Genomic DNA, 12538 nt, shown 5'->3' with positions numbered 1-12538 from the left:
TCAGCGTGCCGGCGCTCGTCATCCTGATTCCCGTCGCCGCGGCCCTGCTGATCGTGACGGTGGTGCTCGCCCCGCTGTCTCTGCTTGCCGGACGTTCCGGACGCAGATGGCAGCCACAACGGCTGGCTCTCTACGCCCTGATGTACCTCGTAGCCGACCTTGCCGGAGTGCTCGCGGCAGGCGTGGTCCGGCTGCGCTGCCTGGGTGGCGGCCGGGAGCGGGACGAGCGGCTGACAACGCTCAACTACCGTGTACTGGAGCGGCTGTTGGCGTTCCTGGTCGCATGCTCGCGTCAGCTCTTCTCGCTGCGGGTGGAGGTCGACCCGCCGATCCCGTCGATGACGGACCGGCCGCGCGACGGCATAGTGGTCTTCGCGCGTCACGCCGGACCCGGGGACTCGATCCTGTTGGTGCACGGCCTTCTCTGCGGGGCCGGACTGCGCCCCCAGGTGGTCCTCAAGCAGTTCCTCCGCTGGGACCCGTGCCTGGACATCGTGCTCAGCCGGTTGCCGCACTGCTTCGTCCCGCGTCGGGCGGAAGCGGGAACCTCGGACGCCATCGGAGCGTTGGCGGCCGGGTTGCACCCGGGAGACGCGCTGGTGGTGTTCCCCGAGGGCGGCAACTTCACCGAGCGCCGCAGGCGGCGGGCCATCGGCTGGCTCAACCGCACCGGCCAGTTCCGCCGAGCGGCTCGTGCCCGGCGCCAGCAGCATGTGCTGCCGCCGCGGATGGAGGGCTCGCTGGCGGCGCTGTCCGGGGCGGGCGACGCCGGGGCCGCTGTCGTCTTCGTCGCGCACACGGGCCTCGACCACATCGACTCGCCGACCCGACTGTGGCAGTCGATCCCTCTGCGTGAGGCGGTAAAAGCCACTTGGTGGAGCGTGCCCGACCACGCGATACCGGCGGAACGGCCGGCCCGCGAGTCCTGGCTCACCGACCAGTGGTCGCGCGTGGACGCCTGGATCGCCCACGAGTGGAACGAACCCGCTCCGGCTCCGCCCGCCGTGCCCTAGCCGAGCGTCCGACAGAGAGTGCGCCGTGAAGTACGGGGCTGCCTCCCCTCGGCCGCTCCGGCCGAGGGGGTGGGCAGGCGTCAGATGCGCCGGGCTCCGTAGAAGCTGCCCAGGTAGCTCATCTTCTCGTAACGCACCGACGCTCCGGGCTTCGGTGCGTGCAGCACCATGCCGTTGCCCGCGTAGAACCCGACGTGCTGAAGGTTGTTGAAGAAGACCAGGTCGCCGGGGGCCAGTTGACTGAAGCCGACCGAACTGCCCTCGTTGATCTGTGTGAAGGTGACGCGCGATATGTGGACGTTCACCTGGCCGAAGGCCCACTGGGTCAGGCCCGAGCAGTCGTAGGAGTCGGGGCCCTCGTGGCCGGACTGGTACGGCTTGCCTATCTGCGTAGCGGCGGCCTGCAAGGCGGCGTAGCCGCGCCCGGAAGCGGGCTTCTCCTGGCCCAGGTCGACGCGCTCGCCGGCGCTGCGGCTGGCGCGCTTCTCCTCCTGCTGCAATTCGGTGCGCTCGGCGGCGGTGAGGCTGTTGAGGAGCTTCTGGGCCTCGGCGAGCTTGCCCTGGTACGCCTTCTTCCGCTCGCCGACCGTCTTGCGGACGTCGGAGAGTTCAGCCGTCTTTCGGGTGGCCTCGGCCCGCTTCTGCGCCAGGACCCGCTGCTTGGCCTGCAGCGTCCGCAGTGCTTCCGCCTGTCTGCCGCCCAACTGGTCCATCGAGGACGCCTTGTCGAGATAGGTGTCCGGGTTGGCGGAGAGGAAGAGGGCGACGGCCGGGTCGATGCCGCCCGTCCGGTACTGGGCACTGGCGAGTGAACCGATGCTGGTGCGCAGGGAGTTGAGATCGGCCTGTCGGCGTGCCGCCTCCTCCTGGAGCGAGGTCACTTCCTTCTGTAGAGCGGCCTGCTTCTCGTTGGCCCCGTTGTATTCGTCGGTGGCCTTCTCCGCCTGGTGGTAGAGCTCGTCGACCTTCGACTTCACTTCGTCCTTGCTCGGTTTGGCAGGCGCGGCCTCGGCGACCTGGGAACTGAGCGCGACGGCTGCGGCGGCCGTCGCCGTGAGAACGGTGACACGGGCGCGGCCGGCTTGTCTGGGACGGCGATGAGACCCCACGGGAGGCAGCTCCTTCTTCTCAGAGCCGCCGAACTACCCTGCCATGGCGGCCTCTTCGCCGACACCCCTGCTGGGTGGCTGGTCGCGCGAAGGTTCGAGACGTGACCTTAGTGACCAGGTTGTGATCTGTTCAATTTTTTGTGGGCAAAATTTGAACGGCGGACACGATTCTCACACGGCCCGCACGGGTAGTGACCGCCCGCAATCGCCAGGGCCTCAACGGCGTTGTACAGAAGTGCTGTTGAGGCGCTCGATGGCGTCCCGAAGGTCCCGTCGTTCAGTTCTGCCGCTCGAATCCCGCCAGCAGTCCGCGAGGGTCGAAGGTCACTCGGATCCGGGCGACCTTCCCGTCCCGGATGTGCATCCAGTTCGCCGTGGGGGTGGGCGGCGCGACGCTTGTGTGCAGGTCGAACCAGGTGATCGCCTCGTCGCCGTCCGCCACTCGCACCTTCACGTCGATCTTCTCCAGGACCTGGCCGAGCCCCTTCAGTCCGGCGAGCGCCTCCTCCACCCCGGACGCCGTCCCGAGCGTCCCGGCGAAGTCGACATCCTCGGCCAGCACCCCCCGCAAGGTCTCGAAGTCGCCCGCCTCCCAGGCGGTGAAATAGGCCTCGGCAAGCTCTCGTGCACTCTTCGTCGTGGTCATGGGTCCATCCTCCAGCCACCGCATCCATCCGTCCAACAGATACCTGATATGGCACCTATCATTATTGGTTATGGAGATACATCAGCTGCGCTACTTCGCCGCGATCATGGACGAGGGCACCTTCACCGCCGCCGCCCAGCGCCTGCACGTCAGCCAGTCCGGTATCAGCACCCAAGTGGCCAAGCTGGAGGCCGAGTTGGGGCAACAGCTCCTCGACCGCTCCGGCCGTCGAATCCGCCTCACCCCAGCAGGCGAGGCCGTACTGCCCCTCGCGAAGAACGCCCTCGCCACCCTCGAAGCCATCCAGCACACCGCCGCCGAGTTCGGCAACGCCGTCCGCGGCAGGATCAGGCTCGGAATGATCATGGGCTGCTCGATCTCGCCGTTCCTCGACACCGTCGCCGACCTCGGCCGCACCCACCCCGGTATCGAGCTCAGCCTCCACGAGGACCACTCCGACGAGCTCCAGACCCGGGTGCTCTCCAGCTCCCTCGATCTGGCCCTGATCGGCTACGCGGGCGACGTCGCCCCGGGTCTTGAGGTGAGCGTCGTCCTCGACGAGCCGATCACCACCCTCGTCCCGGTCGGCCACCCCCTCGACCGGGCGGAACTGCGCCTCGCCGACCTACGAGGTCACAAGATCCTCTCTCTGTCCTCCGGCACCGGCATCCGGTCCGCCTACGAGGACTCCTGTCGCAGAATCGGCCTCGACCCGCGCGTGGACATCGACGCCAGCTCCCCGGCCACCCTGCTCCACCTCGCCGAACGCGGTGCCGGTGTCGCCGTTCTCAGCTCGTCCTCCACGCAGGGCACCGGTCTGCGGAGCATCCCGCTCGCTGACGCCGCCACCCACGCCCGGCTCGGACTCATCGCCCGCCGGGGCCAGCACTTCCCAGCGGTACAACTCCTGCGCAGCAAGCTCCTCGCGGCGTTGCGGCCCGACTAGGAACGCACGCGTCGCGTCACGACCAACTGCTCGGACCCGCGCCCCAGTTGGAACCGATCGGATCTGATCCGCTACGCCGACGCCGCATCGGCGGGCATCCGCCGGCCGACACAGGGAGGCTCACTGCTACGGTGTCTTCAGATTCAATGGAACGCGCAAAAAATCGCTCCTGAATGGTGTTTCTGAGCGGCGCCCTCCCGGTGTTTGTTCCCTTCGCGGAACCCAGTGCTTCCTTCGTGACCACAACGAAGGCAGAAGACTGTGCACCAACACCGTGTCATCATCGTCGGCGCCGGACTCGGCGGCCTCACCCTCGCCCACGGTCTGCGCGCCCGCGGCTTCGACGTGGCCGTGTACGAGCGGGACCCACACCCGGACGCCCGACCGCAGGGCTACCGCGTGCAACTCGACGAGCCGGGGCTCGCGGGCCTGGAAAGCTGCCTGCCGGAGCACCTCTTCCGGCTGGGCCTCGCCACCGCGGCCGCGCCGCCCGCTCGCGTCTCCGTCCGCGACCGACACCTCGGCGTGCTCACCGACCGGCCCACCGGGCCGAGTTCCAACGCGTCCGACGGTACGGCGCGCCCCCACCGCTCGTACGCGTTCAACCGCCCGACTCTGCGCCAGATCCTGCTCTTCGGCCTGGCGGACACCGTGCACTGCGGCGCGGAACTGCTGAGCTGGGAGAGAAAACGGGACGGGACGGTCATCGCACGGTTCGCCGACGGCCACGAGGCGAGTGCCGATCTCCTGGTCGGCGCGGACGGGGTCGGTTCGAAGGTGCGTGAACTGCTGCTCCCACAGGCTGTGGTGGAGGACGCAGGGCTGCGCCTGATCTACGGGAAGATCTCGCTGGACACGCCGTCGGTAGCGACCGAGTCGCGTGCGCGGGGTCCCGAAGCCAACGGGAGCACGGCCGCACTGCCACCGTGGGTGTTCGACAGCATCTTCACCGTGGTGACCGGCGGGCAGGGGAACCCGCATGTGGGCTTCGGGCCCGTGCGGTTCGCGCACTCGCCGGGCCTGGCCGGTCCGGCACACACGCCGGCCGTCCCGCTCGACTCCGTCGGCGACTACATCGCCTGCCTGGTAGGAGCGCCGGCGGACCACCCCGACATGCCCTCCTTCCCGACGCTACGGGGTCTGGGCGGTGCTGCCCTGCGAGAACTGGCCGGACGTCTGGTGGGCGACGACTGGCACCCCGATGTGCACCGTCTTCTGGAGCGGTGGGACCCCGACTCGCTCTTCCCCTTGCGGATTTCCACGGCACGGCCCGTTCCGCCCTGGGAGGCGGGCCCCGTCACCCTCCTCGGTGACGCCATCCATGCCATGAGCCCGGTGCTGGCGATGGGCGCGAACACCGCGATCCGCGATGCCGCCGAGCTGACACGCACCCTGACCGAAGCCGCGGACTCCGAGTTGCCGCTCGTGGATGCCGTGCGTGTCTATGAGCTCCGCATGAGGGAGTACGCCTTTCCCGTCGTGGCCGCCTCCCGGCGAACGGGCCGACAGCGAATCGGGCAGAAATAGATGTCCGAACAGCTGGGACCGACTGGGCCGAGACCAGGAAATGCGGCCTCCGGCATGACCGCGGTGCCACAATCCTGGCCAGTCGCGGACTCGGCGATGAGTTTGCGCGGCCCCGGGAGTCATCTCGTCATCACCGCCCACGCAGGAGGAAACAGATGGCCCAGTTGTTGAGAGTCCAGAACTTCACCGTCTCAAGTGAAGGCATCGGTGCAGGTGAGGACCAGACCCTTGAGAACCCGTTCGGCCCTGGCATCGATCCCTCGAAGCTGTTCACGTGGGCCGGTGCCACGGCCAGCTGGCCCATGCGTACCGACGGCGGGGGCAGCCGGGGCCTCGACGACTATCTGACGCGGGACTACCCCCGCAACATCGGCGCCGAGATCATGGGCCGCAACAAGTTCGGGCCCCAGCGCGGGCCCTGGCAGAACCACGAGTGGCGCGGCTGGTGGGGCGACGAGCCTCCGTTCCACACTCCGGTGTTCGTCATGACTCACCACGAGCGTCCGTCGCTCACACTCTCCGACACCACGTTCCACTTCGTCTCCGGTGACCCGGCAACGATCCTCGAACAGGCGCGGGAGGCGGCTCAGGGCAAGGACGTCCGGCTCGGCGGCGGAGTCTCCACCGTCCGGCAGTTCCTCGACGCCGACCTCGTCGACACCATGCACGTGGTGGTGACACCCGTGAAGCTCGGTTCCGGACTGCGCCTCTGGGACGCGCCCGATGAGTTGCTCGACCGCTTCCACCTGGAGGTCGTGCCCAGCCCGAGCGGGGTGACGCACCACCTGTTCTGGCGCAAGTAACACGCTCGCACCACGAAGTGCCTTTATCGAGGGCGGCCGAACAGCACGGTCCGTCGCGCACCCGCGCGGCGGACCGTGCTGTATCGGCGGGGCGGCCCTACAGGTTCACGGTGAGTGTGAAGGGCTGGGTGGTGGTGCCCGCCGAGTTCTTGGCGGTGAGTGTGAGGTGGAAGGTGCCGGGAACCAGGGTGGTGCCGGTGATGGTCGCCGTTCCATTGCTCGCGGGGGTGAACTTGAAGCCCGCAGGCAGGGCGCCGCTCTCCGTGAGGGTCGCGGCCGGGCTGCCGGTAGTGGTCACCTTGAAGGTGAACGGGGTCAGGAATGTGGCGACGGCGCTGGACTTGCTCGTGAAGGCGGGCGACTCGGTGACGGTGAGCGTCAGCGCGCTGGTGGCCTTGCCCGCGCTGTTGGCAGCGTTGATGGTCAGCGGATAGCTGCCGCCGCTCCCGGCGCCAGGGGTGCCGGACACCGTGGCGGTCCCGTTGCCGTTGTCCTTGAAGGTGAGCCCGGACGGCAGAGCTCCGGTCTCCGTGAGTGTGGGAACGGGGGTGCCGGTGGTGGTGACGGTGGCGCTGAACGCGGTGCCCACCTTGGCGGACGCGGTGGCCGGGCTGGTGATCACGGGTGCGGTGCCGGGGGTGTTGCCGTCGGCGGGGACGGTGACCGTGACCGAACTCCCGGCGCCGACCGGCGTCCAGGCCGATCGGGTGCCGCCGTAGGACTCGCCGAAGTCCGCTCCGTTGACCGTGCTGCCCGCGGGGACGGTGACCGGCACCGACACCGCGGAGCCGCCGGCGTTGCTGATCACTACGGAGCCGTTCTGGACCGAGGCCGTGACGGTGGCGGCCTTCTTCGCGGTGGTCCAGGCCGCGGACTCGGCCAGCACCTGGGACTGCGTGGCATCGGTCATCTGGACCAGCGGTGCGGTGGACCAACTGCCGTACTGTGCCTGCATGTTGCTCAGCAGCGTAAGCAGCGTGTAGCCGTAGTCGGAGGTGACGCCGCCCACGGTCTTGGAGGCCGGTCCGATCAGGTTGGACTGGTGGGCATAGTTCATCCGCGGGTCGTCGGCCAGCACGTGGCCGAGCATGATCCGGGACTCGGAGGCGAGCACGGAGGCCTCGGTGGCGGGAGTCGTGGTGCAGGTGGTCGACGGCGTGTCGGAGCACTTGCCGGTCTCGGCCGGATACTGGCCGTCGCCGATCGAGGAGCCGGAAGCGACGTAGGCGGTGTTGTACTCGTTCAGCTCGTCGGCCCAGTTCGCCGCGTTGTAGTAGATGTTGCTGGGGTAACGGGGCGCCGAGGCCGCGCTGTTGGCGGTCCCGCCCGAGCTGGTGCCGTCGATCGTGTACGACTGGGGCTGGCGTGAGGCATCGGCGCCGAAGACGCCGACACCGGTATCGGCGAAGGCCTTCGGCATGTTGGGGTTCTCCAGGCCGGAGTGCTCGCCGGTGACGACGGAGTGGGGGGAGAAGCCGGTCAGGCCGTTGTTGGCGGCGAAGGCGTCGTTCAGCCCGATCTCCTGCTCGATGCTGGAGTCGGCCGTGGTGCCGACGGCGGGCACCCAGCCGGCGGCGTTCGCGCACCCGATACCCGGGTCGGTCGCGGTCGGGTAGGTGGCGGTGCTGCCGGGGCCGCCGCCCGGGCTCGTGGCTCCGGTGTCGGTGAAGGAGTAGGACGTGGCCGCGCCGGCCGGGTCCTCCTTCACCTGGCCGACCAGACCGAAGCCGGTCGATCCCGCGGGGGCGCGGTAGACGTTGTAGCCCCAGAAGCCGGTACCACCGGAGTACCGCGACTCCAGCTGTGCCAGGCTCGGGCCGCCGCCGTTGGGGGCGTCCGGCCAGGACAGCGCGACCGATCCGTTCGCCGCGACGGTGATCTGCTGCGGAGTCGACGGCTCCGATTCGCCGTAGGCGGTGGCGGCGGTGACCTCGTAGCTGTATCCGCCCGAGGTGAGTGAGCCGCCCGTTCCCGGGACCGGGACGTCCGCGGGCTGCGGGGCCGCGACCGTGCAGCCGAGGAACATGTGGGACCAGGTGTGGTTGATCCAGTTGAACGACGCCTGCTGCTTGAGGAGTTCGTTCACGAAGGCCGCGTCGTTGGGGTAGGCAGGGTCGACCGTCTGTCCCGGGTCGGTGTAGGTGGTGCCGTTCACGGCGGTGCTGCCCGAGCAGTTGGCGTTCGAGGCGTCAGCCGCCGTGGGCGTGGTGCACGCGCCGATCGCGTTGAACGCGAGCTCCAGCTTGATCCCCGTCTGCTTCTCCCAGTTGGCCACGTAGTCCACGTCCGCGGCGCTCATCTGGGTGTCGGGCGGAGCGTCGGCCGCGTTGCCGCCCACGCCCGGCGGGCACAGCACGTCGTTCGGGTCGGTCGCCGCCGGGGTGCACTGGTGCTTGTTGCTCCACTCGTTGTCGGCGATGAACACGTCGTCGACATCCTGGCCGAAGTAGTTCCGGTACAGGCCCAAGTGGGTGTTCTGCGTAACCCAGTTGATCAGCCCGGGGGCCAGGAGCAGCCACGGCAACTGGGTGGCGTTGTAGTTGAAGGCGAGCGCCAGCTCGGCGACGCCGGACTGGGCGTCCGTGGTCGGATGCTGGTAGACGGCGGCCAGCGTCTGACCTGCCGCGTTCTGCAGCCAGGGGGTGACGGGCGCACCGCTGACCGGGGCGGCCGGATAGCCGTAAGACCCGGCCTCGAACGGGACCGGCCCCTTCAACTGCGGCAGCGCCGTCAGGCCGGACGACGTCAACTGCGCGGTACCGCTCATCGCGCCCGAGCCGACGGGGGTCAGTCCTACCGAGGCCGAGGGATATACGTATCCGTCGACCTGGCGGACACCGAAGCTCGCTTCGTAGCCGTCCAGGGCCGTCAGCTGACCCGAGCTGAACCAGGCCGGCGAATCCGCGAACACCACGCCGTTGTAGTAGCCGTGCGTGCCACTGGACAGGGTGGGCAGCGAGACCGTTTCGCTCCCCACGTCGCCGTTGGCGCTCACCACGCTGTAGGCGACCCCTTCGGTGTCCAACGCGTTCTGCCACGCGAGTGTGGTCGGATCGCCCGGGCTGCCGCCGATCAGGAGGACCTTGAGATCCAGCTGCGGAGGCGTGTCCGCGAAAGCGGGCGCCGCCGATGCCTGCGTGGATATCGATAACGCGAACGCGGCTGCCCCGGCAACAGCCCATCGTGCTGCACGTCTTATCACTGTGTGTCTCCCCAAAGGCTCGTGTGCCCCGCCCGCCCCGTCAGTCCGACCGGGCGGCTAGCGCAGCATCCGGCGCTTTCGGTGCAGTGAGCATGGACATGGGGATATCCAGAGAAGAACTTCAGCTGCCCTTGCCGGACCGGAGTGCCTCCTGCCCGGTGCCGCGGCGCAGGCGAAGCCGGGGGTTGTCCTCCGATAGGTTCCGATATATCGTTAACGTGTCGGTTGAGATGAGCCGACATCCACCTCACGCATCCGAGAAGGAGTTCGATCATGAACACGCATCCCATGAACCCCGAATTCACCCGGTTCGGCAGTCGCGGCACGCGGCGCGCCGATGTCCGGACGGGCGACCGCCAGGACGCCCACTCCCGATTCCTCGCAGGCTTCGCCGACCAGGAATCCCCGTACGACCACCTCGAAGAGGGGCGCCCCGATCGATCGCGTCGGCGTCCTGGCCGGGGCCGTCGGCCCGAGGCTGAGGGCCACCGCCGCGATGGCCGACGGGTCGACTCCGACCCGCGGTTCGGCGGGCGGCCCGGGACCGATGGCTCCCGCGGCAGGGGCCGTGGCGCGGCGGTACCGCGCGGTATTCCGCGCGAAGGCGTCGGCCGCGGCCCTGGCCGTAGCTTCGACCCGTTCGGCCCGCAGGCCGGGCCGCTCGGCCGTCCGGGGGAGCGCCGGGAGCGCCCCGAGGGGCACTGGGCCCGCCCGGCGCGTCCCTCCTCCGGTCCCGAGCGCGGATACCGAGGCCGAGCCGCTGACGGTGGCGGTGGCGGGCGTGGTGAACGTCCGGCCGACCGCAGGGGACGACCCGCGCGCCGTCACCGTACGGACCGGTGGAGCCCCGCCTTCGCCGACGCACCCCTGAGCGCCGACCGCGCGCTCCAGAACGCGGCTCGCCAGGTATTCGCCGCCACCCGCTGGATCGCCAACACCGGAACCGAGGCGCAGCGCGCCCGAGCCGGACGACTGCTCGCGGACGTCGACAGGGACCTGTCCCAGCTCCTCGCCGACGGCGCGCGAGCTGCTGATGTGCGGTAACCCGGCATCGGCGAGGCGGGACACCGCATGACGCGGACGAGAAGCGGGACACCGCACAGCGCAGACGAAGGGTCCGGTGCAGCCGGGCCCTTCGTCGTGTCCCCTCACGGACAGCGGAAGCACGGCCCTTCTCGCCTCACCGACGTACCGCTGGGCACCCCGCAGTGGATGATGGAGCAATGCTCGTTCGCATCGAAGGATCGGATCTGCCCGGCCGGGGGTTCGGGCCCGCATGCCGCAATGTCCACGTCGCGGTGCAGCGCCGCGATCGCCCCACCGAGCTCCTGGGGCCGCGCCCGGCCGATGTGCCGTCGGTGGCATGGGAGTTGGAGGTGAAGGCCACGCCCGTCGAGGGCGGATGGGACCTGACGGGGCCGTATGTGCAGGGCCGTCCCGGTGGCCGGTTCGTGTATCTGTCCTGGGGAACGGTCGACGAGCAGGGGGAGTTCACGATGTTCCGGCGGGCGAAGCTGTGGTTCGACGGCATCGCGCCGGGGATTCTCGCGACGGCCGTCGAAGGCGGCCTGCTGGTAGGCAGGTTGGGGTTGACGGACGCACAGGGAAACCCTTTGTGTGCCGCAGTCCGACCACCTCTGATCGAGTGGTCCAACGCCTAGTTCCAGGTGCCGATCGGCGTCTGCAATGCGGCAATCCGCGTCGCTGCCCACGTGATCAACCCCGGCGGCGGTGGCGACGGCCGGGCCCTTCGACAGGGCGGGGCCGCCGCCGTCCCAATCCACCCCTCGGGCTCTCGGAACTCCACCTCGCCGCCCTCTCCAACGGGTCGGCGAGGTGGGCGGACCGAGCGACTTAAATGACGCCCTGGGCCAGCATCGCGTCGGCGACGCGCTCGAAGCCCGCGATGTTGGCGCCCGTCACGTAGTCGCCGGGGGCGCCGTAACGCTCGGCCGTCTCGTGGGAGACCGCGTGGATGGACCGCATGATGCCGGCGAGCTCGTCCTCCACCCGCTCGCGGCTCCATGCCACCCGGCTCGCGTTCTGAGCCATCTCCAGCGCGCTGACGGCGACACCGCCGGCGTTGGCGGCCTTGCCCGGGCCGAAGGCGACACCGCCCTCCTGGAAGAGGTGCACGGCCTCGGGGGTGGTGGGCATGTTCGCCCCCTCGGAGACCGCCTTGACGCCGTTCGCGATGAGCGTGCGAGCGTCCTCCACGTCCAGCTCGTTCTGCGTCGCCGACGGGAAGGCGACGTCCGCCGGTACCTCCCACACCCGGCCCTGGCGCACGAAGCGGGCGGACGGGCCGCGCCGGGTCGCGTACTCGCTGACGCGGCCCCGCTCGACCTCCTTGATCTGCTTGAGCAGCGCCAGGTCGATGCCCTTGTCGTCGACCACGTAGCCCGAGGAGTCGGAGGCGGTCAACGGGTTGGCGCCCAGCTGCTGGAGCTTCTCGATCGTGTAGAGGGCCACGTTGCCGGAGCCGGAGACGACCGCGCTGAGTCCGTCGAGGGCTTCCCCGCGCGCCTTCAGCATCTCGGCTGCGAACAGCACGGCACCGTAGCCGGTGGCCTCGGGACGGATCACGGACCCGCCCCAGCCCTGGCCCTTGCCGGTGAGGACGCCGGCCTCCCAGCGGTTGGTGATGCGGCGGTACTGGCCGAACAGGTAGCCGATCTCGCGGCCGCCGACACCGATGTCTCCCGCCGGAATGTCGGTGTGCTCACCGATGTGCCGGGCCAGCTCCGTCATGAACGACTGGCAGAACCGCATGACTTCGGCCGCCGACTTGCCGTGCGGGTCGAAGTCGCTGCCGCCCTTGCCGCCTCCGATGCCGAGGCCGGTCAGGGCGTTCTTGAAGATCTGCTCGAAGCCGAGGAACTTCACCACGCCGATGTCCACCGACGGGTGGAAGCGCAGCCCGCCCTTGTAGGGGCCCAGCGCGCTGTTGAACTCCACCCGGTAGCCGCGGTTGACGTGCACCCGGCCGTGGTCGTCCGTCCACGGCACCCGGAAGATGATCTGCCGCTCCGGCTCCAGGAGCCGCTCGACGAGGCCGGCCTCGGCGTACTCAGGCCGGGCGGCGAGGACGGGGCCCAGGGTATCCAGGACCTCCCGTACGGCCTGGTGGAACTCGGGCTGCCCGGGGTTGCGGCGCTCGATGTCTGCCCGCAGTGCGTCCAGCCTGTCCTTGGGGTCGGTCACAATCGGTTCCTTTCCGACGTCTGTTCCGGCGGGCGTGCGGGCCCAGATCACAGTGCCACACCTTGGTCGGCGCAAGGTCGCCGGTCCA

10 protein-coding genes are annotated in these 12538 nt (G+C 69.5%); 6 read left to right on the top strand and 4 right to left on the bottom strand.

Annotated features, from left to right (window positions below):
• Positions 1 to 5: 5 nt before the first annotated feature.
• Complete coding sequence (locus tag IE267_RS08940) at positions 6 to 1013, top strand: 1-acyl-sn-glycerol-3-phosphate acyltransferase (protein WP_229860885.1); 1008 nt, start codon at positions 6 to 8, stop codon at positions 1011 to 1013.
• Between the two features lie 80 nt (positions 1014 to 1093).
• Here the strand turns inward: IE267_RS08940 and IE267_RS08935 are convergent, their stop codons facing one another.
• Entirely contained in the window at positions 1094 to 2122 is a 1029-nt protein-coding gene (locus IE267_RS08935) for a C40 family peptidase (protein WP_189762743.1), read from the bottom strand.
• A 277-nt stretch (positions 2123 to 2399) separates the two neighbouring features.
• On the bottom strand, positions 2400 to 2768 hold the full coding sequence (locus tag IE267_RS08930; protein WP_189762742.1) for a nuclear transport factor 2 family protein: 369 nt from the start codon (positions 2766 to 2768) through the stop codon (positions 2400 to 2402).
• A 70-nt stretch (positions 2769 to 2838) separates the two neighbouring features.
• Here IE267_RS08930 and IE267_RS08925 point away from each other — a divergent pair, with 70 nt between their 5' ends.
• The 3 genes from IE267_RS08925 (at position 2839) to IE267_RS08915 (ending at position 6044) form a co-directional block, all read left to right on the top strand.
• On the top strand, positions 2839 to 3714 hold the full coding sequence (locus IE267_RS08925) for a LysR family transcriptional regulator (protein ID WP_189762741.1): 876 nt from the start codon (positions 2839 to 2841) through the stop codon (positions 3712 to 3714).
• A 261-nt stretch (positions 3715 to 3975) separates the two neighbouring features.
• Entirely contained in the window at positions 3976 to 5241 is a 1266-nt protein-coding gene (locus IE267_RS08920; RefSeq protein ID WP_189762740.1) for an FAD-dependent oxidoreductase, read from the top strand.
• Between the two features lie 155 nt (positions 5242 to 5396).
• Positions 5397 to 6044, top strand: coding sequence for a dihydrofolate reductase family protein (locus IE267_RS08915; RefSeq protein WP_189762739.1), 648 nt, complete (start codon positions 5397 to 5399; stop codon positions 6042 to 6044).
• Positions 6045 to 6141: 97 nt separating this feature from the next.
• On the opposite strand, the gene IE267_RS40105 is transcribed toward IE267_RS08915, so the two are convergent.
• Complete coding sequence (locus tag IE267_RS40105; RefSeq protein ID WP_189762738.1) at positions 6142 to 9246, bottom strand: Ig domain-containing protein; 3105 nt, start codon at positions 9244 to 9246, stop codon at positions 6142 to 6144.
• A 273-nt stretch (positions 9247 to 9519) separates the two neighbouring features.
• Here IE267_RS40105 and IE267_RS40100 point away from each other — a divergent pair, with 273 nt between their 5' ends.
• Together IE267_RS40100 and IE267_RS08900 are read left to right on the top strand one after the other, a co-directional pair.
• Positions 9520 to 10290, top strand: coding sequence for a hypothetical protein (locus IE267_RS40100; RefSeq protein ID WP_189762737.1), 771 nt, complete (start codon positions 9520 to 9522; stop codon positions 10288 to 10290).
• A 179-nt stretch (positions 10291 to 10469) separates the two neighbouring features.
• Positions 10470 to 10907, top strand: a complete 438-nt coding sequence (locus IE267_RS08900) for a DUF5990 family protein (RefSeq protein WP_189762736.1) — start codon at positions 10470 to 10472, stop codon at positions 10905 to 10907.
• 193 nt (positions 10908 to 11100) lie between these two features.
• Here IE267_RS08900 and gdhA read toward each other — a convergent pair whose 3' ends face one another.
• On the bottom strand, positions 11101 to 12450 hold the full coding sequence (gdhA, locus tag IE267_RS08895) for an NADP-specific glutamate dehydrogenase (protein ID WP_189762735.1): 1350 nt from the start codon (positions 12448 to 12450) through the stop codon (positions 11101 to 11103).
• Positions 12451 to 12538 lie beyond the last annotated feature (88 nt).

It is taken from the genome of Streptomyces xanthochromogenes (assembly GCF_014650455.1).
In the GTDB taxonomy this organism is placed as follows: Bacteria; Actinomycetota; Actinomycetes; order Streptomycetales; family Streptomycetaceae; genus Streptomyces; species Streptomyces xanthochromogenes.
The sequence above is the reverse complement of the archived record's forward strand: the minus strand, read 5'-3'. Positions and strand labels throughout refer to the sequence as shown.